Genomic DNA, 22,787 nt, shown 5'->3' on the forward strand with positions numbered 1-22,787 from the left:
CTCACATGCTGTTGATCTGCAGTTCTGCCGCACGTTGTGCCGCCATCACCACGGTAGCGTGCGGACCTCGTGACACCGGTGACGGGAACATCGATGCGTCGACGACCGACAGGCCGGACACCCCGCGCATTACCCCGGCCGAATCGACGACGGCCAGCGGGTCCTCTTCAGATCCCATGCGAGCGCTACACATCGTGTGCAGCGATCCTCCCAGTGGTGTCGACCACGTGGACACGGCATTCCAGGAGGGCTCGAATACCTTCGACGACAGGGAAGCCTGCGTCAGAAGTTGTTCGGCCAGTCCGATGCCGGTGCGCAGCGCTCTGCGGTCCGCTTCGGTCTCCACGTACCTGTGCTCGACCCTCGGTGTCGAATACGGATCGTTCGAGGTGATGCTGATGGCCCCTCGTGCGTCGGGGTACATGTGCGCGACTCCGATGGCCGGCGACATCGGCGGTAGCCCGGGTATCAAGTGGTCGAACGACGCTGTGTACGGGCGTATCTCGATCGGACCGGAGTGCAGCACGACCTGCAGCGGTGTCCCGCGGTCGGAGTTCTCGGGTGCCGTTCTCGGTCGGTAGGTGATCGTGATCTCGGGGTGGTCGGCCATGCCGACCCCGACTCCCGGGAGATGCTGCACCACCGGTATTCTCGCCCGTCGGAGCATGTCGGCGTCACCGATCCCGGAGTGCAGCAGGAGGTTCGGCGTGCGAACAGCTCCAGCGGCGAGCACCACCCGGTCTGCGTGGACGACGAAGGTGCCGTCGTCGTCGCGGCCGGTGACGCCAATGACCGTGTCGCCGTCGAACAGCAGGCGCGCCACCTGCGAGTGTCCCCGAACGGTGATCCTGTCTGCGACGGGCGAGAGGTAGGCCTCGGCCATGGAGATCCTGCGCCCGTGAAGCACGTTCGACGGGACCGCGCCGATGCCGTCGCCGGCTGTGGGTGCGTTGAGGTCGTCGAGGTGTCGATGCCCTGATGCGATACCTGCCTGCAGGAATGCCTGTGCGACAGGCGAGGTGACAGTGCGTGTCACCGGTACCGGGCCGGTCGAGCCGTGATGATCGACGTCTCCGAAGTCGTGGTCGGTCTCGATGCGGTTGTAGTACCGAGCGACGGTGTCCCGGTTCCACAGGTCCTGGGGCCAGGTGTCGAAGTCGGAGAGGGGTGCGCGCACGAAGTAGGCCCCGTTGACGGCGCCGGATCCGCCGAGCACACGTCCTCGCGTGGCAACCAGATGCTGATCACCGGTCGTCCGCGCCGAGACCGGGTCGATGTACGGCGACTCGGGTCCGATCGGCATGCGGCGGACGTCCGCCAGGTCGGGTGGCCACGAGTCGGTGTCGGCCGAGGGGAGGAATGCGGGGCCGGCTTCGATGATCGTCACCGAGGCGCCTGCTCGCGCATACGTCGCTGCGGCGACGCAGCCGGCGCTGCCGCCGCCGACGACGATGACGTCAACCACGGTCGGGACTGGTCGTCATCGGAGGATTCCGCGGTCGTCGGGTGCCCATCGCTGGACAGCCGAAACGAAGCGTTGCCGGAGTCCCGCGAGCAGGTGGGCACCCTCGACGTGTGTCGCTCCGCTGGGATCACCGAGTACACCCGACGGGGACACACTCGCCACGCCCGACGCTGTCAGTCGCTCCATCAGTGTGGCGATGGGGTCGGTGTTTCCGATGACCGCAGCCTCGATGACGACCTGCTCCGGTGCGATGTGCAGCATCAACGACGTCTCGGTACGTCCGGCGTGGGCGTCGGCCCCGGGTACCCAGCAGGGAAACCAGGCCACGTCGCGTCCCTCGTATCGCAGGAGCGTGACCGCGTCGGCCAAGGCGGATCCGTTGCCGCCGTGACCGTTGACGAACACCACGCGGTCGGCCCACCGGCAGATCGAGCGGCCGTACTCGACGATCACCCGGCTCAGGGTGGTGCGACCGAGCGAGACGGTGCCGGGGAAACCTTCGTGTTCTCCGCTCGCCCCGTAGGCGAGAGCAGGGGCGATCCACGCATCCGACATGCCGGAGGCGACCGCCTCGGCGATGACGGTGTCGGTGGCCAGGGGGAGGTGGGGTCCGTGCTGTTCCACGGACCCCACCGGCACGACGACGAGTCCGCCGTCGATGTGCGGCCACCGCGTCGACCCGAGATCAGCCATGTCAGAGAGTGCGCAGTGCCTGATCGCCGGTGGCTCCCAGGGCTCTGACGAAGCCTTCGGGTACGACGATGTCGTCGGGACCCAGATCGGCGATCGAACTCTTACCCATGCCGAGCAGGGCGCTGTCGACGCCCATGCGCAGCACGTCGAAGACGTTCTCCACGCCGGCCTGGCCGTTGGCGGCGAGGCCCCACAGGTAGGCGCGGCCGATCATGACCGCGCGGGCGCCGAGGGCGACGGCTTTGACGACATCGCTGCCGCGGCGGATTCCGCCGTCGAGCAGCACTTCGATCTGATCGCCGACCGCGTCTGCGACGGCGGGCAGCATGCGGATCGTGGCCGGTGTGCCGTCGAGGTTGTTGCCGCCGTGGTTGGAGACGGAGATGGCGGAGAAGCCGGCGTCGACGGCGCGGCGGGCGTCGTCGACGCGGGAGATGCCCTTGAGCATGAACGGGCCGTCCCACTGCGCACGCAGCCAGGCGATGTCCTCCCACGACGGCGGCGGGGTGCGTTGCCACATGCCGTAGGCGCCGAAGAACGTCGGCGGCTGCGGTGCGCCGGCGGGCAGGATGTTCGGCGTCGTGAGGTCCGGGATGCGTCCCGATTTGGCGAACTTGTAGAGCCACGCCGGGCGGATCAGGCCCTCGGGGGCGAACTTCGCCATGGCGGCGAGGTTCATCGTCTCGGGGATGGCGGGGCTGCCCCAGTCGCGGCCGTAGGAGAACGACCAGTCCAGGGTGAGGATGATGCCCACCGCGCCGGCTGCTTTCGCTCGGTCCATGCGGGCGACCATCTCTTCGCGGGTGCCGAGCCAGTAGACCTGGAACAGTGTCTGCGAGTTGACTGCGGCGACGTCCTCGACGGACTTGGAGGCGAACGAGGACAGTCCCATGATGGTGCCGCGGGCGGCGGCGGCGCGCGCGACCGCGACCTCCCCGTCGGGGTCGACGGCCTGCACGCCGGTGGGTGAGATGATGACGGGCATCGAAATGTGTTGCCCCATCACCGTCGTCGACTGGTCCCGCACGTGCGCGTGGCCGGCGACCCGTGGTGCGAAGCCGAGTTCGCCGAAGGCTGCCATGTTGTCGTCGTAGGTGCTGCCGCGTTCGGAGCCGGCGATCAGTGCCGAGTACACCGACGGGGGAAGACGTTTCTTGGCTCGTCGCTGCATTTCGGCGACGGTTTCCATCCACGGGTTTCGCGCCCACGGGTTGTGGGCTTGGATGTCGCGGAGTTTCACTGGTGGTCCTTGCCGATAGTCATGCCTGCAAGCGGATTCTCGTCACAGAGTTTCCCTGCCGGCGGCCGGCCTCCGGTCTTCCCGAGTGCCGGCCGGCCTCCGGCCTTCCCGAGGGCGGGCGCGCCGTCTCGGCGGGTGAGCAGAGTCAGCGGGATCGACGCTTTCGGGGTGGATCGTTTTCCGGTGCGGGAGTGGTCGACGCTCGACTTCGGGACGGTGCCGCGGTCGGCGGCGAGCGCGGATTCGCCGTAGCCCTGGACGCATTCGGGGTCGGGGCCGTCCATGGGCAGTCCGGTGAAGAATTTCGCGGCCATGCATCCGCCGCGGCAGGCGTCGAAGTGCGCGCATTTCGTGCAGGCGCCGCTCGTCTGCGGTGAGCGCAGTTCCTGGAACAGCTCGGAGGTCTGCCAGACGGCTTGGAAGCCGCCCATGTCGGGGGTGGCGTCGCGGACGGTGTTGCCGGCGAGGAATTGTTCGTGGATGGCGAAGGGGCAGGCGTAGACGTCGCCGATCGGGTCGATCAGGCACACCACTCGTCCTGCGCCGCACAGGTTGAGCCCCGGCAGGGCGTCGCCGAAGGCGGAGAGGTGGAAGAAGGAGTCGCCGGTGAGCACACCGTCGCCGTTGGCGACGAGCCAGTCGTAGAGTTCGCGTTGTTGTCCGGCGGTGGGGTGCAGGTCGTCCCAGACGTCGGCGCCGCGGCCGGAGGGACGCAGGCGGGTGATGCGGAGGGTGGCGTCGTAGGCGTCGGCGAGGGCCTTGAAGTCGTCGAGCTGGGAGACGTTGTGCCGGGTGACGACGACGGAGATCTTCGCGTCCCGGAACCCGGCGTCCTTCAGGTTCTTCAGGGCGCGGACGGCCATGTCGAACGAGCCGGGGCCGCGGACGGCGTCGTTGACCTCGGCGGTGGCGCCGTCGATGGAGATCTGTACGTCGACGTAGTCGGACGCGGCGAGTCGGGCGGCGACCTTCTCGTCGATCTTGACGCCGTTGGTGGAGAACTTGACGCCCACCTGGTGGGCGGTGGCGTAGTCGACGAGTTCCCAGAAGTCGGACCGCACGGTGGGTTCGCCGCCGCCGATGTTGACGTAGAAAACCTGCATCTTCTGCAGTTCGTCGATGATCGACTTGCACTGCTCGGTGGACAGTTCCCGGGGGTCGCGTCGCCCGGAGGAGGACAGGCAGTGCACGCAGGAGAGGTTGCAGGCGTAGGTGAGCTCCCACGTCAGGCAGATGGGGGCGTCGAGCCCGAGTTCGAATTGGTCGACCAGGCGGCCTACCGGTTGCTCGGGGCGGGCGAGAGTGGAGGTCATGCCGGGCCTTCCTTCACGTGAGTGGGAACGATCATGTTCGAGCGCGCGAGTACTGCGAGCGCGTCGGTGTACCGGGGCATCGCCTCGTCCGACACGCCCGCCGCCGTCAACGCCGAACGAGCGTCGTCGTGGTCGGGCAGCGAGCGAACGATGTCGACGATCGCCGTGTTCTTGAGGAACGAGAGCTTGCGGGTCCCGAAGTGATACAGCAACGCGCCGAACGGTTCCGGACGCAGCGCCACCTGTGGGTGCAGCTGCCAGCGATCGTCGATGTTCATCGGTCGGCTCAGTAGACGCCGCACATGCCGTCGATGGAGACTTCCTCCACCAGCGACTCCTGCACCAACGGCTCCTCGGACTGAGATGCTTCGGACGTGGAGTTCGACAGATCGGACACGCGAGAACCTCCGTGGTATGTGATGTGGGTCGCGCGAACACCGACTGGTGTCGCACACCACAAACTATAATGGCATCGAGTGCACAAAGTAAACAGACTGCGGAGAAATGGGGGATCACGTGGTGGAGCAGGAACCGTCCGGCACGGTGGGGCGACCGCCGGCGACGACGAGAGGCGGCATCAGCGACGTGGCCATCGCGCTGTTCGCTGAGAACGGTTTCGACGAGACCAGCATCGACGACATCGCAGAAGCGGCCGGCATCGCTCGGCGGACATTTTTCCGCTATTTCCCGTCCAAGAACGCCACCCCATGGGGAGACTTCGAGGCCGGGCTGGACGTACTTCGTCGGCTGTTCGCAGACACCGCGGCCGATACTTCGGTCCCTGACGCAGTGCTTGCTGCGCTGCTCCGGTTCAATTCGTTCCCTGCCGAGGAGAACGCGATCCATCGGAGGAGGATGCGATTGATCCTGGAGGTCCCGCAGCTGCAGTCGTACTCGATGGTGATGTACCGGGGGTGGAGGCGTGTCGTTGCCGAATTCGTCGCAGATCGTGAAGCGCTCGACCCCGACGATCTCTACCCAAGGACAGCAGGGTGGTTGGCGCTCGGTGTTGCGATCTCCGCTTACGAGCAGTGGCTGACTTGTGCGGACGCTGACCTCGCCGAACTACTTGTCGACGCGTCGGGGCCGCTCTACTCCGGATTGGATAGACCGGGCCGGAGACGCGGCATCCCGACTACGTAGGCGTGTGGGCCACCCAGACCGACGACACGCGCTTGTGGGCCATGGAGTGCGCAGCCACCGCCGCCCAACTGCGGAGATGTCCGCTTACCGTGGAACTCCGCGATGTCGAGCCCCTATTTCCGCGTTGATGCTTCAAAACTGAGCCCGTAGTCGAATAGATGAACTACTGTTCAGGCAGACCGTGACGTGCGGCATTGGCGCTGTGACGAGTCGAAACATGTTGTCCAGGGTCGGGGTCTGCACTGGCAGGGTCTGAGTTCGACGAAGTGGAGTGTGAGTGTGAGTCGTTTCGATTACGTGATCGTAGGAGCGGGTTCGTCGGGGTGCGTCCTGGCCAACAAGCTGAGCGAAGACCCCAAAGTCTCCGTCCTGCTGTTGGAGGCCGGAGGATCGGACCGTCATGTGATGGTCGGGATTCCCAAGGGGATTTCGTTCACCCTGAGCAACCCGAAATACGCATACTTCCATCCGACGGCACCTTTCGGCCCGTTCAATCAGGTCGAGTACTGGTCCCGCGGCAAGATGCTCGGCGGATCGAGCTCGGTGAACGGGATGGTTTACAACCGAGGATCCAGGGCCGACTTCGACGCCTTCGAGGCGATGGGCAACAAGGGATGGGGTTGGGATCACATCCTGAGGGCTTACCGGTCCATCGAAGACCACTCCCTCGGCGGCTCGGACATGCGCGGCGCAGGTGGCCCACTGAAAGTGGGTGTGCGGAAGGACTCCGACGAGGTCGACGAACTGCTGATGCAGTCGGCAGGCAAAATCGGCATGAAGACACTCGTGGATGTCAATTCGAGTGACGAGGAGAGGATCGGTTACGCCCCCGCAACGATTCGGAACGGAGTGCGTGTCAGCGCGGCCAGAGCGTTCCTGCACCCCGCGATGAAGCGCGACAATCTGACCGTCCTCACCAACACGACCGCGACAGGACTGATCTTCGAGGGTGACGACGTCGTCGGGGTCGAAGCACTGAAAGGTGAGTCCCCGGTGTCGTTTCGCGCCGACCGGGAAGTGATAGTCAGCGCCGGCTCGATCGCGACGCCACAGCTTCTCGAACTATCGGGAATTGGTCCGAAGGAAGTTCTCGACGCAGCTGGCATCGACGTCCGGGTGGACAGCCCCAACGTCGGCGAAAACGTACTGGAGCACCGTTGCCTGCCGCTGCAGCTACGCATGAACAAGAATCTCGGCTACAACAAGTTGCTGAGTTCCATTCCCCGGCAGGGTCTGGCAGGGGCCCGCTACCTGCTGACGCGGACCGGTCCCATCTCGACCCCGGCTTACGACATGCTGTCGTTCTTCAAGACGGAGGAGGGCCTCGACAGGCCTGATGCGCAGGCGCTACTGACCCCGTACTCGATGGGTGTCGGCGTCACCAGTTCGGGTGTGGAGAACCGACCCGGTTTCTCCCTGCTCGGCTTTGCTCTCAGGCCGACGAGCAAAGGCTCGATTCATGTGACCTCCAGCGATCCTCGGGTCCCGATGCGCATCATCCCCAACTATCTGTCGACCGAACACGACCGGACGAAGTCGATCGGTCTGTTCCGCAAGATGCGCGAACTGGTGGAGCAGTTGCCCATCGCCGATCTCGTTGCCATGGAGACCGTTCCGGGTCCACTCGTCCAGGACGACGAATCGATCATCAACTCGGGCTTCGTCAACGGCGGAACCGGTTATCACGCCTGTGGAGCGGCGGCGATGGGTCCGAACGAAACAGACGCGGTCGACTCGAAGCTGCGTGTGCGGGGCGTCAACAGGCTACGCGTGGTGGATGTGTCCGTGATGCCCGCCATGGCATCGGGCAACTTGAACGGTCCCGCCATGGCAATGGCACACCGCGCCGCCGAGCTCATTCTGGAGCAAGTCTGACCCGCGGAATCGAACAGGTGTAGTACGTCCTTTTCACCGAACAGGTGAGAAGGGACGACGAGACCACCGGCGCTTCGTGCCGGCGGTCTCGTCGTCTACCCGACGGCACGAGTCTTCGAAAGATCAGTGCACTGGATGGACCGAGTTGCGGTTTCTCACCGAGCGCCGCGAAAGCGCCATCGACTGCGGCTGGGAAATTCGTACAGTCAGAAAACGACACATCTCAACGCGCAATGATGGGCAGTACCAAGCGACTGGGATGCTTCGGTCCGTGCACGACACGATTGAGCGCAGTCACGGAGTCTCCGAACGTTCCTCATTGATTTTGCCACCCATGTTCGTATTCCGGTAGTAGCGTGGGTAAGCGCTGCTGGAGACCTCGAGGCGAATCCGGATGCCGGGCAGGGAGACGTTCGAGGTCACCGACAGCTCGAGAGTCAACTCGTATTCTCTCTCGGGTTCGAGATTCTCCGCCTTGTCCAACGAGTTCCGGTAGCGGGCTCGAACCATACCGTCGGTCAAATAGATTGCACGACCGTCGGGATGCACATCGACCAGCTTTCCTGTGAAGTCGGTATCCAGCGCCGATGAGACTACGTGCAGGATCAGCGAAGTGTGCCCGGTGACCTCGACCGATTCATCCAGGACGGGTAAGGAGCAGCAGACGACACGGCGGTGCCGTCCGCCGGGGGTGCGCAGGACATCTTCACGAGTTTCGACTTCCCGTTGATCCGCTGGGCCGACAGCATTGAGCGCCACCGGTTGGCACACCCGTCCACCGATACTGGGGACAGGTTGCGTGGGGTCGTAGACGTAGGAGTCTATGGCCTCTGCTGTCGGGCATGTCCAGCTCAACACACCGTCACCGTCGACTGTGTTCGCTCCGCCTGCACTGTCGAGAAAGTAATCCACGTACATCGTGTCAGGCAGCGGCCAGTCCTGCTCGTCACGCCATTGATCGATGCCCACGACAAAAATTCGTACGGGCGCCCGACTCTGATCCCAGATGCGGCCACGAAGCCAGCGATCGAAGAATTGCATGTAGATCCCGGTGATGTTCATACGGCACCCGCACGAGCAGGGATTCTAGTGAGATGCCTTCACGCAAGATCGAGTACCGCTGTACGGGCAATGAGATGTGGGCGCATTTTCATCACCGCGGCTGGCTTGCCCAAGCCAACAACAGCAGTCAGCCTTCCATCGCGGCTGTAGAGCGCCACGAACTTGCCACCCTCGTCGGAAAGGATGTTAACGTCATCTCCGGCCGCGGGATGTCCCAGTGCTTGGAGTTTGAGGTGGAACTGGTCACTCCAGAAGTAAGGGACCACCGGTCGATCGTCCCCTGCAAGGTTGAGGATCGCGTTGGCCACCGTCGTCGCCTGTCCGACGACGCTGTTCCAATGTTCGACTCGGGACGGCACACCGCGCGTATCGAGCCAGTTTGCAACATCCCCGAGGGCATAGACGTCGGGGACACTTGTCAGACCGTTGGCGTCACACGCGACTCCACCTCCGATGTCAGGAGCTGCGATGTCGATTCCGGAACCGCCGAGATAGTCGACCGCCGGACTTGAACCGATCCCCATGACAACGAGATCAGCTGGGAGCTCCGTGCCGTCGGACAGCGTCACACCCGTGACACGCTCGTCACCGGTGATGCCGATGAGGCTCACACCCGTGCGAATATCGACACCCTTGAGTGCGTGCAGCCGCCCGACCATTGCGCCTACCTCCTCACCGAGAGCCATCGAGAGCGGGGCCGCGGACTTTTCCAGCACCGTGACGGTCAATCCGCGTGTTCTCAGACTCGCAGCTACCTCACAGCCGATGAAGCCGGCTCCCACGACGACGACGCGCTCAGCAGATTCACTTGCAGCGCGCACCGCACGCGCATCGTCGATCGTGCGCAGTACGTGCACACCGACCCGATCGACCGCGAACGGTAACGTCCGGGGACTCAAGCCAGTGGCGAGTACCAGTGCGGAATACTCCACTGATTCCGCGAATCCGCCGTCGACGGCTTCGACAGACACGCATTTCGCTGCCGTGTCGATCGACGTGACCTTCTTTCCAGCCCGCAATTCGATCCGGTTCTCGGTGTAGAACTGGTCCGTATTCAGTTCCACTCGATCCACGGCCCCGAGCAGTAGACCCTTGGACAGAGGGGGGCGGTCGTACGGCGCGTGCAATTCCTCTCCGAACAGCACGAGGCGGCCCTCGAAACCGCTGTCCCTCAACCCCGATGCCACACGCGCACCGCCGAGCCCTGCTCCCACTACAACTATCGGCGACATCATCGTCGGCCCTTCCGGACGTCGGGTCGGTTCATCTGGATCGGACGACATTCAACATGGAGGCAACGTCGACGAACTTTGTTCTCGGGCGATTCTCCGCTTTGCCCGCGTCGCGCTCAGCCCGGTCGATCAGCGACCAGTCAGCGAACGTCAGAACATCTGGATTGCGTTCGAGCACCAAGGCCGTCATGACGGCAGGATGGTGTTCTGCGGCAGTCAGGACACCTGCGGAGTAATCGCGCAACAGTGCGTCCACGGTTTCGGTGGCGCACATCTTGTTGGTACCGATCACTCCTGTAGGACCTCGTTTGATCCAGCCCGCAACGTAGACACCGGCCATCGGCTGACCGGTATCGGGGTCGACGACGCGTCCGTCGACGTTGGGAACAATCCCTCGCGTGTTGTCGAACGGCAGGTCCTCGACCGGCAGACCGCGATACCCGATGGATCGAAAAACGATGTCCGCCGGCAGAATGTGGGTCTCGTCGGTGGGAACCGCTACGACGGACCCGTCCGCTTCGAGTTCGAGTCGGTTGCGCACGAAATGGACCTCTTCCACACGACTGGAACCCTTCACAGCTGTCGGCGACGACTTGTACTGCAACACGAGACGCTTCGCCCCGTCACGACGGGGACGCCGCGCTGCCGCTTGCGCATAGCGGACCTTCGCACGCACGCTGGAATCCGTCTCCGGACGCTCGAGTACAGCGCGAGTGACCTCGTCTGTGGCAACGTCCTCGGACTCGACGATGACTTCGACGCCGTCCATGGCCATCAATGACAGCATCTCGGGATTCGTGTAAGCAGCCTGTGCGGCCCCGCGTCGTCCGACCAACGTCACCTCGCGAACGTTGCTGGTACGCAGAGATTCCAACGCGTGCGTCGCAATGTCCGTCTGTGCCAGCTTGTCGGGATCGGACAACAGCATCCGAGCAACGTCGAGGGCGACATTACCGTTGCCGATGATCACAGCACGCGGACCGGACAGGTCGAAAGGCCGATCTGCGTAGTCCGGATGGCCGTTGTACCACGCGACGAACTCGGTGGCCGCGTGGATGCCGGGAAGGTCCTCGCCGTTGACGTTCAAACGGCGATCCGACGAGGCTCCGACTGCGTACAGCACCGCGTCGTGATGCTCGAGCAACTCGTCATGGGTCACATGCTTGCCGACCTCGACACCGAGACCGAGTTCGAAATTCTCCCGCTGTCCGAGTGAGCGAAAGACGTCGGTCACCGCTTTCGTCGTTTGATGGTCGGGAGCGACCCCGAACCGAGCGAGGCCGTAGGGAGACGACAAGCGGTCGAACATGCGAATCTTCGCGACCTTCATGCTGTGCAGGTCCAAGGCCGCGTAGAACGCTGCAGGCCCGGACCCGACGATCGCGACCCGCAGATCCGCGTAGTTCGACTTCCTCCAAGGCTTCGGTCCGACAGCGCTCGACTGTTGCTTGCGCGGTATTTCGAAGTACTCGGCATTCAGGTCGAGATAGTCGTCTTGTTCCTCGGTGAGATCGTCCTCCGCGCGGATGGCGTCGACCGGGCATTCGTCGACACAGGCTCCACAATCGATACATACGTCGGGGTCGATATGCAGCATCTCGGCGCGCATGAAATCCGGTTCGTCCGGTCTCGGATGAATGCAGTCGACAGGACACACTGCTACGCACGATGCGTCGTTGCAGCACGACTGGAGGATGACGAAGGTCACCAGTCGTCCTCGCCCCGAGATCTGCGCTTGGTGACAGGCTCTCCGAGTCGTTGGTCGTCCACCAGTGTCTGCAGGCGGTCGATCGTTTCCGGCAGGCTTGGTCCGAGTCTCCGGCCGGGAGTGAATGTAGCCGGCAGTTTACGCATCCCGTTGATGACGCCGACCGTTTCGTAGTGGACGGCACCTGCGGGGTCGCACACGAAGTCGGGCATCCGGTCCAGAACCTGTGTGAGCATCCGCTTGAACAGGTTGCGCGCTACGTTCGACCCGATGCAACGGTGCTGGCCGAGGCCGAAGCTAGCATGCCGATTACCGCTGCGCTCCAAATCGACTTCATGGGGATTGGGGAAGATGTCGGCATTCCTGTTGGCCATCGCCCAGGACAACCACAAACGGTCGCCCTCCTTGAAATTGGCGCCACCGATCTCGACGTCTTCGGCAAACGTGCGGCCGTCACCGGGCGCGGGGGTATAGAAGCGCAGAAATTCTTCTGTCGCCGAATCCAGCATGGTGTCCAGATTCTCATGCAGCCGGGTTCGCTCGGTCGGGTTCTCGGACAACCACTCCAACGCGTGTGAAGTCAGTGCCGTCGTCGTGTCGAAACCGCCGCCGATGAGCAATCCCAGAGTTTCCATTACCGCTTTGTGGGGCAGTTCTTCACCGCCCACTTTCGCTTTCAGGAGTGCAAGAACAAGGCCCGGTCGAGGAGCTGGGTCGTCCTTCATTGCGAGTACCAGACCCGACATATGATGCATTGCCTTGTCGACGCGTTCGAAAACGCCTGCGCTCTCGGGCGACGTGTAGGGTGTGTAGACTGCGGCGTGTACGGGTTCGACGTATCGCTCGTAGTCATCGAGGGGCATGCCCAGGAGGCCCATCGTCGTGACCGCAGGGACGATGTTCGCGAGATCGTCGATGAAGTCGATCGAACCCGACTCGATGTGATCGTCGATGCAGGCGCGGGTGATCTCGTCGATCACGGGCACCCAACTCTGCACAGCGACAGGTGACAGGTATGGATTGAGCGCCTTGCGGTAGTCCTGTTGCTCCGGTGGATCCAGCTCGAGAAACCCGCCCCTGGAGTCCGGCCGCTCAGCGCAGGGAATATTCGTTCCCTTGTAGCCCTTTCGGATTCCCTCGTAGTCGTTGTCGGAGGAAAGAACGTCCGAGCGCCGAGCGATCTCGAACAATTCGGGCATGTCGCTGGCGACCCAGTGTCCACCGTAAGCCTCGGTCCAGGCGACCGGACACTGGGTGTGGAGCTGGTCGGTGATTTCGACGAAACGTTCGCGGTATCCCGGTGCGTGGCGATCGAAGTCGATCGGGCACTTCTTGTGATCGCTTGGTGCGCTGGTGTCTTCGGTGGTCATGAAGGTGCCTCTCAGAGTTCGACGATGGCTCGTTCAGGGCACGATTTGATGGCCTCGTGAACCTTGGTGACCTGATCGGCCTCGACTTCACCTGCAACGGCTGACGCATGGCCGTCCTCGTCGTCGAGGATGAACACCTCTGGGGCCGCCATCGAGCAGATGGTGTGGCCCTGACAGAGCTGGGGTTCGACGTGAACCTGCATGAGTCCAGTCCTTTCATGGTTACTCGGAAGTGGACGAGTGGTCGTTCACGACGCGGATCGGGCTGTGAAACTCCCGTCGTGTGCCTGCCGGTCGTTATGACGGCGATGGCGCAGAGGAGCAGCGTGGAGCCACCGTGGTGAGTGGCGCTTCTCTAGTCTCCTCGGGAGCGGAGTGAGGCGTGGATCACGACGGTAACGTGATTCAGTACACAAGACAAGCGAATCGGGCAGATGAATCGCCGTTCACATCGGCCCTGAATCGGTAGCCTTGGCTGCTGTCGCCATGCGCCCCGGGGGCGATTGTGGACCGAACGAGCCCCGGCCTCGCTCCTTCCCCGGTTCGCGTCCGAACGAAGCAAATAGTTGGTACGTTGCGATGCAGGCAGATGATGGCTTCGCGATCGCGGGCTGCTTCGCCGTCCGTCGATCGATCGAAGGAGAATCGTGGGGAATCTGGAAGGCAAAGTCGCTTTCATCACCGGTGCCGCCCGCGGCCAGGGGCGTTCGCATGCGCTCCGGCTGGCCCGCGAGGGTGCCGACATCATTGCCGTCGACATTGCGAAACCCTTGCCGACCGTGAAGTACGACGCGGCGACCGAGGCCGATCTGGCCGAGACGGCGCGTCTGGTGGAGCAGTTGGGCCGTCGCATCGTTGCCAAGGTCGCGGACGTCCGCGACTCCGACGCCTTGTCCACTGCAGTCGACGAGGGCGTCGCGCAACTCGGACGGCTCGATATCGTGGCTGCCAATGCGGGAATCTTCACCCTCGGAGCTTCCGACTCGATGAGTCCGGACGTCTGGCGCGAAACCATCGACGTGTGTTTGACAGGTGTGTGGTTCACCTGCCAGGCAGCGATACCCCATCTTCGTGCCGCCGGTGGCGGATCGATCGTCATCACGAGTTCAATGGCCGGCTTCAAAGGGATGCCAGGCTTCGCGCACTACGTTGCGGCCAAGCATGGTGTCATCGGGGTGATGCGTACGCTCGCGTACGAGCTCGCTCCGGACAATATCCGGGTGAACACGGTGCACCCCGGCAGTGTGGAGACCGTCATGGTGCACAACCCGGAGATCTACGCCCTTTTCGCTCCGGACCTGCCTGTCGAAGCCCGCACTAAAGCAGCCTTGACCGAGCGGTTCGCGACGCAAACCGCACTGGACACTCCATGGGTGGAACCGATCGACATCTCCAACGCGATTGCGTGGCTCGCTTCCGACGAGGCGCGGTTCGTCACTGGAATCACCTTGCCGATCGACGCCGGGACACTGCTCAAGTAATGGCGTGCACGTCGCACATCGAATGCACAGACATCGTCCGACCACGACGCGGTGAGCGCACACTCGAACGGGGATCGATATGGCCGAGGTGACAGTCAACAATGGACGGGTCGTCTACGAGTTCCTGGGCCCGGAAGACGGCGACGTGGTCGTGCTGACGCCGGGCGGGCGGTTCGGTAGGGATTTCGGCGGTGTTCGCGACCTCGCGGAGCGGTTGGCGTCGGGGGGCAAGCGAGTTCTGCTTTGGGACCGGCCGAACTGCGGGTCCTCCGATATTCAGCTCTTCGGAAAAACCGAAAGCCACATGCGAGCAGCAACCCTCGGTGCCGTCCTGGAGGAGTTGAACATCGGACCCGTCATCGCTGCGGGTGGATCGGGCGGAGCACGCGACATGATCGTGTTCGCGCACATGTACCCCCACCTGGCTACCAAGCTTGCCCTGTGGTCGATCGTCGGCGGGACGTTCAGCACGATCAATCTCGCCGCGGTATACGTGCTCGACGAGTTGCGCGCCGTTCAGATGCATGGGATCGAAGGCGTGCTGCAGTTGCCGGCATGGGCCGAACTCGTCCGCGCCAACCCGCGTAACCGTGCTCGCCTCGAAGAAGCAGGAGCGGACGGCTTTCGTCGAACGATGAACAGGTGGCTCGACGCCTACGTACCGAAGCCGAACGAAGTGATTCCGGGCGTCCGGGATTGGGAGGTCGAGCGGCTCACCGTCCCGACGCTGATCATCCGAGGCGGCGCGGACGACCACGACCACCCGGCGCGAACCTCCTACGAGATTCATGCCTTGATCGAGAACTCGACCCTGATCGATCCGCCGTGGCCGGAAGATGCGTGGGAACGAGCGCTGAAGGCGTCGATGGCCGGCACCGGACGGATATTCGATCCATGGAAGCAGGCCGCTCCTGTCTTGTTGGACTTCTTCGACGAGCGACCAGGTCCATCGAATTCGCCGACAGAGAGGACTGCGTGATGCCGGAAGCCCGAGAGGGGGCGTCGTAGTGGCTGAGGTAGTGGTCAACGGCGGAACTGTCGTGTACGACTTCGTCGGCCCCGAGGACGGCGATGTCGTCGTCCTCACGCCCGGTGGTCGTTTCGGCAAAGACTATCCAGGTGTCCGCCCGCTCGCGGAGGCGATCGCTGCGGGCGGAATGCGTGTGCTGTTGTGGGACCGGCCAAACTGTGGCAGTTCCGACATCCAGGTGTTCGGGCGATCCGAATCCCACATGCGGGCTGAGACTCTCGCAGGGGTGATCGACCAGCTCGTCGGTGGTCCGGTCGCGGTTCTCGGCGGCTCCGGTGGTGCGCGTGATTCCATCGTCTTCACCATCGAGTACCCCCACCTCGTGTCGAGCCTCGCCGTGTGGTCCATCGTGGGCGGCACCTTCAGCACGATGACTCTGGCGATGGTGTATGCGATGTCGGAGCTCCGGACGGTTCGAGCGGCCGGACTGGAGGGCGTTCTCGAGATGCCGGGTCTGGCGGGTAGTTGGCGCGAGCTCGTCCAAGCCAACCCTCGTAATCGCGAACGTTTGCTCGGCATCGGCGCGGCTGAGTTCGAGAAGGTGATGACACAGTGGTTCGACGCGTTCGTTCCGAAGCCGAACGAAGCAATCGCAGGTGTTGCGGACTGGGAATTCGAGGGTATCGATGTCCCGACACTCGTTATCCGGGGCGGCGAAGCCGATCGCGATCATCCCAAGCGCACGTCGTTCGTGGTCCACAGTCTGATTGCGAACTCGAGACTCATCGAACCACCGTGGGCTGAGGACGCCTGGGAGAAGGCGCAGGAGGCTGAGAGCGCGAACCAGGGCAGCATCTTCGATCCGTGGGTCCAAGCGGCCCCGGTACTTCTCGACCACATCGCCGGCGCCGCGCCGCGAAGCTGAGTTCTCAAGTTCGAACCGGCATTCACCTTGTGGTGTGACCCCACGCACAGTACGGTGTGCGTTAGCAAAGATTTGGTTCCACAGTGGCACTCTCGGGTGCCCGGTCCCGCAGCCAGTGAGAGGAACGAGTCAGATGTCGATCATCGATACACCCGAGCAGTATGAGGGTGCGATTTCACGCGATCCCGACAGTGCGGAAGGTCCCCTGCCCGAAGAGCAGCGGTCGGCAGTGCCTTTTGCCATGAAAGATTTCGACTTCGTCCCCCGAGAGCGTTATTACGACCGGAGCTTCTACGAGCTGGAGAAGAAGCACCTCTGGACGAAGACCTGGCAGATGGCCGCACGCTTGGAAGAAATGCCCTATGCGGGCGACTACGTCGAGTACGAGATCGTCGGCAATTCGATTCTGCTGGTTCGGCAGAAGGACGAGAGCGTCAAAGGCTTCCACAACGCCTGTCGCCACCGCGCCACCGAATTGGCCAAGGGATGCGGGCGGCTGCCCGGTGGCCAGCTCGTGTGCCCCTTTCACGGTTGGCGCTGGAACCTCGACGGTGAGGCTTCCTACGTCTTCATGGAGGACACGTTCACGCCGGCCACGAAGCAGGACAAAGACCTCCGCCTGAGCGAAGTGAAGGTCGAGATCTGGGCCGGCATGGTGTGGATCAACATGGACCTCGATGCAAAGCCGCTGGCAGAGCATCTGTCACCGGTCAAGAGCATCCTCGATGGGGCCGGGGTCGGGAACATGCGCGTCAAGTGGTGGAAAGAGACCGTCATCAATGCCAACTGGAAGATGGCCCAGGAGGCATTTTTCGAGGCGTACCACGTGATGCAGACCCACCCACAGATTCTCATGGGCGGCGGTCAGGAATCGGGTGAGCTCTTCAGCAAGATGGTGGAGTATACCGCTTTCAAGAACGGGCATGCACGGTTCCAGAGCGCGTATTCCGAGAACAGCGAATATCTGGAAACGACCGGGGAAGAAGCAGCGGTTGCTCGCGAGATGTTCATCGAGTCCAATCGGCTGCTCGTCAGCGGCCAGGATGCGATGGTCATGGACCGAGACGTTCAGATCATGGAAGGCCTGCGAAATAGAACCGACGCGGACCCCACAGCGAGCTTCTCGGATCGGGCGATCGACGCTATCTACGAGTACGCCGAAGGGGCGGGTATTCCGATGGCGGACAGGACACCCGAGAACCAGCAGTTGTGGGGCGGTGACATCTTCATGTACCCGAACTACCTGATGCTGCCGCAGTGGGGCAACTCGCTGGCGTACCGAGTTCGACCCCACAACGACAACCCCGAGTGGACGATGTTCGATATCTGGTCGCTCACGACATATCCCGTCGGTCAGGAGCCGGAGCGGGCCGAGTTGAAGGGCGTGTTCGACAAGGACGACGTCGACAACTGGGGCCTGATCCCGCGTCAGGACTTCAGCAACATCGAGCGTCAGCAGCGGGGTTTGCACTCACACTCCTACGAGGCGAGCCGGTTGTCCGCCGTCTTCGAGAAGTCCATCGCGAACATGCACCAGAATCTCGATCGCTATATCGCCGCGGGCGTCCAGGCGGAAGCCGAAGCCGCGGTCAACGAAAGCAAGAAGGGGAGTTTCAGTGCCAACGAGCGGTGACGAATATGACCTCGTAATCGTCGGAAGTGGCGGAGGGGGCCTGGTCGCTGCGCTGGCAGCGGCCGAGGCGGGCCTCCGCCCGATCATTCTCGAGAAGCAGAGCGTGATCGGCGGTTCGACGGCTATGTCCGGTGGAATCATCTGGATGCCGAACAACCCGCTGATGCGCAAGGAGGGCATTCCTGACTCGTTCGACCAGGGAATGAAGTACCTGCAGTCCGTCGTCGGAGACCCCGATGACGCATCGTCATTGGAACGTCGCCTTGCGTTCCTCGAGAACGGGCCCGAGATGATTTCGTTCATCCAGAAGCTCGGTGTCGAACTCGAACGGTGTGAGGGTTACTCCGACTACTACGACACCCACCCGGGTGGCAGCGCCCGTGGCCGGTCCGTAGAAGGGATCCCGTGGGACGGGAAACAGCTCGGCGACTGGCACACCAAGATCAATCCAGGCATGGGTCGCGGAATCGGACTGGCCATCAAGACGAACGAAGTCCGAAACATTGCGATGGTGTTCCGTTCCGTTCGCACCTTCTTGGCCACAGCACGGGTGGTGATGCGAACGTACGTGGGTCGCGCACGGGGCAAGGACTTGTTCACGAACGGGATGTCGCTGGTCGGGCAGTTGACCAAGATCATCGTCGAGAAGGGTATTCCGATTCGACTCGATACCGCAGTCGAGGAACTCATCGTCGAGAACGGCCGTGTAGTGGGAGTACGCGTTCGCGCAGAAGGCAAGACGAGCGAGATCCGGGGTTCGGGTGGAGTGTTGCTCGCTGCAGGCGGGTTCGAGCACAACAGCGAGTTTCGATCCAAGGCGACCGAGACGACGCAGCCGAACGACGGCCGGTGGAGTATCGGCAACGCGGGCAACACCGGCGAAGTACTGCAGGCTGCCATCGCGGTCGGCGCACAGACCGAATACATGGACGAAGCCGTGTGGTTCCTGACGCCGCGGATGGAAATGGCGGGATCCACCCTGACGCTGGCGCGGCAGCTCCCCCATACGATCTTCGTCAATCAGGACGGCAAGCGGTTCGTCAACGAATCCAACTCCTACATCGAGATCGGCCGAGCGATGTACGCCAACAACGGTGCTCCGTGCTGGCTGATATTCGACGAGGCCTACCGTCGTAAGGTGCCGTGGAACAACGGCATGCCGAAGTTGCGTCACCTGTTGTCGGCCCGACCGGGCAATATGCCCACGGAATGGCTCGACCAGGAATGGATAAAAAAGGCGGACACCATCGAGGAACTGGCGGCAAAGATCGACGTCGATCCCTCGACCCTCGCCGATACCGTCAGCACCTTCAATGTCAGCGCGGTTCGTGGCGAGGATCCGCAGTTCCACCGTGGTGAATCTCAGTACAACAAGGCCCTCGGAGATCCGGGTCGACAGGCCAATCCGGCGGTTGGGCCCATCGAGAAGGGTCCGTTCTACGCCACTCAGATCTTTCCGGGCGACGTCGGGACCATCGGCGGTGTGTTGTGCAACGAGAACGCCCAGGTCCTGGACGAGTCGCACAGTCCGATCCCCGGTCTGTATGCGACCGGCAACATGGCCGCGACCGTGACGGGTAGGACGTACCCCGGGGCCGGCGCGAGCATCGCGTACACCATGGCCTTCGGCTATATCGCGGGGAATCATGTTGCCGCAACCGACCACGCTGCTGCGGCCGGCGATCGATCGACGCCGCCGATAGTGCGAGCGAATTGAGGATGCGAAGATGACCAATTCGACTGGAACCGAATCCGGCCCCGAGCTGGGCCGGGAACTGTACACGAAGATGGCGCTGGCCTTTGCGGTCGACGAGCGTCTCCGCAAGGGGATAGCGCGCGGCGAATTCGCCACCGTCATCTGGCCCTCCCGGGGGCAGGAGGCCATTCCCGCCGGAATCGCAGCGGCTTTGAACGACGATGACCGACTCGTGACCACCTACCGTGGTCTCCACGATCATGTGTGCAAGGGCGTCCCGTTGACCGATGTCATCGGTGAGGTTCTCGGTCGCAAGATCGGTGCATCCGGCGGCAAGGGTGGCACCATGCACATCACTGCGCCCGAGCAGGGAGTCATGCTGACCACGGGAATCGTCGGTGCGGGGATTCCCGTCGGCGTCGGTCTCGCTCTGGCCGCGAAGCAGCAAGAAAGCGATCGCGTCGTGGTCGTGACATTCGGAGACGGTGCCACGAATACCGGCTCGTTTCACGAGGGCGTGAACCTGGCGGCGGTGTGGAAGCTTCCGGTCATCTTCGTGTGCCAGAACAACCTGTATGCGGAACTAACTCCCATTGCAGAAACCATGAACATCGACGAGGTGCGTAAGCGCGCGCTGGCGTTCGACATTCCGGGTATTCGCGTGGACGGCAACGATCCGGAAGCGATGTACCAGGCCACCGTCGACGCGGCTGCTCGTGCGCGTGCGGGGGAGGGCCCGACGCTCATCGAGGCCGTCACGTTCCGTTTCAACGGGCATTACGCCGGCGATGCGATGAAGTACATGCCGAAGGAAGAGTTGGCTGCCGCCAAACTGAAGGACCCGATGGTGACGTATCGGCTAAAGCTGGTCGAGAGCGGTCACTTCACCGAGGCCGACATCGATGAGATCGACGATGCAGCCAAGACAGAGGTCGAGGTGGCTGTCAAGGCTGTTGTCGACTCGGGATATCCCGATGTCGACGCCCTGGAAAACGATCTGTACGCCGATATGGAAGGAGTGCCCGCATGACCGCGGTCACGACCGAAAGCCTCACGGACACGAAAACGATGTCCAATCTGCAGGCGATCAAGGAAGCACTCGACGAGTCGCTCGCCGCGGACCCGCGGGTCTTCCTAATCGGCGAAGATCTGGCCGATCCGGGCGGCGGCGTCAATGGGGCTACCGCCGGGTTGTCGACAAAGCACGGGAAGAATCGCGTACTCGACACGCCGATCTCGGAGGCGGCTATCGTCGGAGCTGCCATCGGCGCGGCGATCGAGGGCCAGATCCCGGTCGCCGAGATCATGATCATGGACTTCATCGGTATCGCGGTCGACCAGATCGTCAACCACGCGGCGAAGGCCCGGTTCATGTCGAACGGTCGCACCACCGTGCCGTTGACCGTTCGAACAGCTACGTTCGGTGGCCTCGGAAGTGGTGCTACGCACTCGCAGTCGCTCGAAGCGTGGTTCATGCACGTACCGGGCCTGAAGGTCGTCATGCCAAGTACGCCCGCTGATATGAAGGGTCTGCTCAAGGCTGCGATCTTCGATCCCGACCCGGTGATCTTCATCGAGACGACCGCCTGCTACGGCGTCAAAGGCGAGGTTCCCGTGGGTGAACACGTCGTGCCGATCGGGAAGGCCGACATCAAGAGGCACGGATCGGACGTCACGATAGTGACGTACGGCCGCGGTGTGTTCGATTCGCTCCAAGCTGCGGAACTGCTTGCGGCCGAGGGCATCGATGCCGAGGTCCTCGACTTGCGAACACTGCTTCCCCTCGACATGGACGCGGTTCTGCAATCGGTCGGGCGCACCGGTCGCGCGGTGATCGCCCATTACGCGGTCGAGTTCGCGGGCCCGGGTGCCGAGGTGGCCACCCAGATCAACGCGCAGTTGTTCGGGAGGTTGCATGCCCCCGTGGAGCGCGTAGCCACACGTTTCCGTTCGATTCCGGCGAGCACTCTGGAAGCGCACGTTTCCCCGTCACCAGCCAAGATTGCAGCTGCTGCAAAGAAGTCGATGGAGTTTCAGAAGTGAGTGACACCGTATCCGTCCAGATCCCGAAGTTGAGCATGGCCGCAGTCGAGGCGACGTTCGTCGAATGGCTGGTCGAGGATGGACAGCACGTGGACGAGGAGCAAGCGATCTACACGGCCGCCACGGACAAGGTCGAGGTGGAAGTGGAGGCGCCCGCAACGGGAATTCTGCGGCACGGAACGGTCGAAGCCGACGGCGAGTATGCGGTGGGCACCGAGGTAGGAGTCATCGAGGTCGGGTGAGCAGACTGCGGTAGCGGACGGACGAGAGGAGACCGCGATGAAGATAGCGAACTCGGTCGGTGACGTGACTGTGTCACCGGGAGCAGCGCTTTCGGCGGAAGTCATCGAGATCTTGAAAGATCTGGATGCGCAGCGAATTGCCAAGAGCGACGACATAGTGATCCGAAAAGGTGTCCTGGCCTTGCTCGATGTGGTGGGTCGTCTGGAGCAGCGCATTGTCGATCTCGAGCAGAGCTCGTCCGCTGTCCTCTCGACAGGACAGGACCGGTCCGCGTGACCGTCGTGAGGATCGACGGATCCGACGTCGAAATCGATGTGCGCGAGGGAGAATCGGTTGCAGAAGCGGCATGGAGACTCGGATTCGACTGGCCGACCAAATGCTGGGGCCAGTTGGAATGTATGCAGTGCTTCGTGCGGATCAAGGACGGCGAGGAGAACATTGTTCCACCGCAAGAAGAAGAGATCTTCGCGATGCGGACGTTGTTCCCGCCCCGTCTTCGCAGCCGAATGGTGCGTTTGGGCTGCCGGACCCTCGTCTGCGGCGACGGTGTCGTCCTGGAGAAGAAGGGGGTGCGAGCCCCGGCTCCTGCTTCCGAGCCCGCTGCGAACGAGCACGTCGATCGAGAGCGGTCCGGATAGATCGCGGGGGAGTACAGCCCCGATTCGGCGGAGCCCCGGCGCCGCCGCAGAACATTG

The 22,787-nt window shown here is 63.0% G+C and carries 23 protein-coding genes; 12 read left to right on the top strand and 11 right to left on the bottom strand.

The features are described 5' to 3' along the window. Position 1: 1 nt before the first annotated feature. The 6 genes from mftG to mftA are packed head-to-tail and all read right to left on the bottom strand — an operon-like array spanning position 2 to position 5,108. Positions 2 to 1,465 carry a mycofactocin dehydrogenase MftG gene (gene mftG, locus AC0IX4_RS03420; protein WP_471828046.1) on the bottom strand — a complete coding sequence of 488 codons (1,464 nt, stop codon included), beginning with the start codon at positions 1,463 to 1,465 and terminating at the stop codon, positions 2 to 4. Positions 1,466 to 1,480: 15 nt separating this feature from the next. After that, a complete protein-coding gene (gene mftE, locus AC0IX4_RS03425; RefSeq protein ID WP_471828047.1) occupies positions 1,481 to 2,158 on the bottom strand; it encodes a mycofactocin biosynthesis peptidyl-dipeptidase MftE in 678 nt (225 codons plus the stop codon). 1 nt (position 2,159) lies between these two features. After that, positions 2,160 to 3,347, bottom strand: coding sequence for a pre-mycofactocin synthase MftD (gene mftD / locus AC0IX4_RS03430; RefSeq protein WP_471828334.1), 1,188 nt, complete (start codon positions 3,345 to 3,347; stop codon positions 2,160 to 2,162). A gap of 47 nt (positions 3,348 to 3,394) precedes the next feature. Continuing rightward, complete coding sequence (gene mftC, locus AC0IX4_RS03435; protein WP_471828048.1) at positions 3,395 to 4,711, bottom strand: mycofactocin radical SAM maturase; 1,317 nt, start codon at positions 4,709 to 4,711, stop codon at positions 3,395 to 3,397. After that, positions 4,708 to 4,989: a mycofactocin biosynthesis chaperone MftB gene (mftB, locus tag AC0IX4_RS03440; RefSeq protein WP_471828049.1), complete on the bottom strand. Its 282-nt coding sequence runs from the start codon at positions 4,987 to 4,989 to the stop codon at positions 4,708 to 4,710. The genes mftC and mftB overlap by 4 nt, the downstream gene beginning before the upstream one ends. An 8-nt stretch (positions 4,990 to 4,997) precedes the next feature. Further along, positions 4,998 to 5,108, bottom strand: a complete 111-nt coding sequence (mftA, locus tag AC0IX4_RS03445; RefSeq protein WP_471828050.1) for a mycofactocin precursor MftA — start codon at positions 5,106 to 5,108, stop codon at positions 4,998 to 5,000. A gap of 107 nt (positions 5,109 to 5,215) precedes the next feature. Between mftA and mftR the strand changes: the two genes are divergently transcribed. Both mftR and AC0IX4_RS03455 read left to right on the top strand, forming a co-directional pair. Then, positions 5,216 to 5,854, top strand: coding sequence for a mycofactocin system transcriptional regulator (gene mftR / locus AC0IX4_RS03450; protein WP_471828051.1), 639 nt, complete (start codon positions 5,216 to 5,218; stop codon positions 5,852 to 5,854). 279 nt (positions 5,855 to 6,133) lie between these two features. Next, positions 6,134 to 7,729, top strand: coding sequence for a GMC family oxidoreductase (locus tag AC0IX4_RS03455; RefSeq protein ID WP_471828052.1), 1,596 nt, complete (start codon positions 6,134 to 6,136; stop codon positions 7,727 to 7,729). Positions 7,730 to 8,023: 294 nt separating this feature from the next. Here the strand turns inward: AC0IX4_RS03455 and AC0IX4_RS03460 are convergent, their stop codons facing one another. The 5 genes from AC0IX4_RS03460 to AC0IX4_RS03480 are packed head-to-tail and all read right to left on the bottom strand — an operon-like array spanning position 8,024 to position 13,304. Continuing rightward, positions 8,024 to 8,791, bottom strand: coding sequence for a CocE/NonD family hydrolase (locus tag AC0IX4_RS03460; RefSeq protein ID WP_471828053.1), 768 nt, complete (start codon positions 8,789 to 8,791; stop codon positions 8,024 to 8,026). Positions 8,792 to 8,829: 38 nt separating this feature from the next. After that, positions 8,830 to 10,074 carry an NAD(P)/FAD-dependent oxidoreductase gene (locus tag AC0IX4_RS03465; protein ID WP_471828054.1) on the bottom strand — a complete coding sequence of 415 codons (1,245 nt, stop codon included), beginning with the start codon at positions 10,072 to 10,074 and terminating at the stop codon, positions 8,830 to 8,832. Continuing rightward, positions 10,055 to 11,731 carry an FAD-dependent oxidoreductase gene (locus AC0IX4_RS03470; protein ID WP_471828055.1) on the bottom strand — a complete coding sequence of 559 codons (1,677 nt, stop codon included), beginning with the start codon at positions 11,729 to 11,731 and terminating at the stop codon, positions 10,055 to 10,057. The genes AC0IX4_RS03465 and AC0IX4_RS03470 overlap by 20 nt, the downstream gene beginning before the upstream one ends. Beyond that, positions 11,728 to 13,101, bottom strand: a complete 1,374-nt coding sequence (locus tag AC0IX4_RS03475) for a cytochrome P450 (protein ID WP_471828056.1) — start codon at positions 13,099 to 13,101, stop codon at positions 11,728 to 11,730. Before AC0IX4_RS03475 ends, AC0IX4_RS03470 begins: the two co-directional genes overlap by 4 nt. A gap of 11 nt (positions 13,102 to 13,112) precedes the next feature. Continuing rightward, positions 13,113 to 13,304 carry a ferredoxin gene (locus AC0IX4_RS03480; protein WP_471828057.1) on the bottom strand — a complete coding sequence of 64 codons (192 nt, stop codon included), beginning with the start codon at positions 13,302 to 13,304 and terminating at the stop codon, positions 13,113 to 13,115. A 441-nt stretch (positions 13,305 to 13,745) separates the two neighbouring features. On the opposite strand from AC0IX4_RS03480, the gene AC0IX4_RS03485 reads away from it, so the two are divergent. The 10 genes from AC0IX4_RS03485 (at position 13,746) to AC0IX4_RS03530 (ending at position 22,730) form a co-directional block, all read left to right on the top strand. Beyond that, positions 13,746 to 14,582 carry a mycofactocin-coupled SDR family oxidoreductase gene (locus tag AC0IX4_RS03485; protein WP_471828335.1) on the top strand — a complete coding sequence of 279 codons (837 nt, stop codon included), beginning with the start codon at positions 13,746 to 13,748 and terminating at the stop codon, positions 14,580 to 14,582. A 79-nt stretch (positions 14,583 to 14,661) separates the two neighbouring features. Next, positions 14,662 to 15,561, top strand: coding sequence for an alpha/beta fold hydrolase (locus AC0IX4_RS03490; RefSeq protein ID WP_471828058.1), 900 nt, complete (start codon positions 14,662 to 14,664; stop codon positions 15,559 to 15,561). 28 nt (positions 15,562 to 15,589) lie between these two features. Then, a complete protein-coding gene (locus tag AC0IX4_RS03495; protein WP_471828059.1) occupies positions 15,590 to 16,477 on the top strand; it encodes an alpha/beta fold hydrolase in 888 nt (295 codons plus the stop codon). 133 nt (positions 16,478 to 16,610) lie between these two features. Further along, the gene (locus tag AC0IX4_RS03500) at positions 16,611 to 18,110 is read left to right on the top strand and encodes an aromatic ring-hydroxylating oxygenase subunit alpha (protein WP_471828060.1); all 1,500 of its coding nucleotides are present in this window, start codon (positions 16,611 to 16,613) and stop codon (positions 18,108 to 18,110) included. Then, positions 18,094 to 19,827, top strand: a complete 1,734-nt coding sequence (locus AC0IX4_RS03505) for an FAD-binding protein (RefSeq protein ID WP_471828061.1) — start codon at positions 18,094 to 18,096, stop codon at positions 19,825 to 19,827. Before AC0IX4_RS03500 ends, AC0IX4_RS03505 begins: the two co-directional genes overlap by 17 nt. Before the next feature lie 10 nt (positions 19,828 to 19,837). Next, positions 19,838 to 20,836 carry a thiamine pyrophosphate-dependent dehydrogenase E1 component subunit alpha gene (locus AC0IX4_RS03510; protein WP_471828062.1) on the top strand — a complete coding sequence of 333 codons (999 nt, stop codon included), beginning with the start codon at positions 19,838 to 19,840 and terminating at the stop codon, positions 20,834 to 20,836. A 38-nt stretch (positions 20,837 to 20,874) separates the two neighbouring features. Further along, positions 20,875 to 21,849 (top strand): alpha-ketoacid dehydrogenase subunit beta, encoded by a 975-nt coding sequence (locus tag AC0IX4_RS03515; RefSeq protein WP_471828336.1) that lies wholly within the window; start codon positions 20,875 to 20,877, stop codon positions 21,847 to 21,849. Beyond that, positions 21,846 to 22,091: a lipoyl domain-containing protein gene (locus AC0IX4_RS03520; RefSeq protein WP_471828063.1), complete on the top strand. Its 246-nt coding sequence runs from the start codon at positions 21,846 to 21,848 to the stop codon at positions 22,089 to 22,091. The genes AC0IX4_RS03515 and AC0IX4_RS03520 overlap by 4 nt, the downstream gene beginning before the upstream one ends. A gap of 37 nt (positions 22,092 to 22,128) precedes the next feature. Beyond that, positions 22,129 to 22,368 (top strand): hypothetical protein, encoded by a 240-nt coding sequence (locus tag AC0IX4_RS03525; RefSeq protein WP_471828064.1) that lies wholly within the window; start codon positions 22,129 to 22,131, stop codon positions 22,366 to 22,368. Then, complete coding sequence (locus AC0IX4_RS03530) at positions 22,365 to 22,730, top strand: 2Fe-2S iron-sulfur cluster-binding protein (protein ID WP_471828065.1); 366 nt, start codon at positions 22,365 to 22,367, stop codon at positions 22,728 to 22,730. The genes AC0IX4_RS03525 and AC0IX4_RS03530 overlap by 4 nt, the downstream gene beginning before the upstream one ends. The last annotated feature ends 57 nt before the right edge of the window (positions 22,731 to 22,787 follow it).

It is taken from the genome of Rhodococcus sp. AC861, assembly GCF_979256035.1.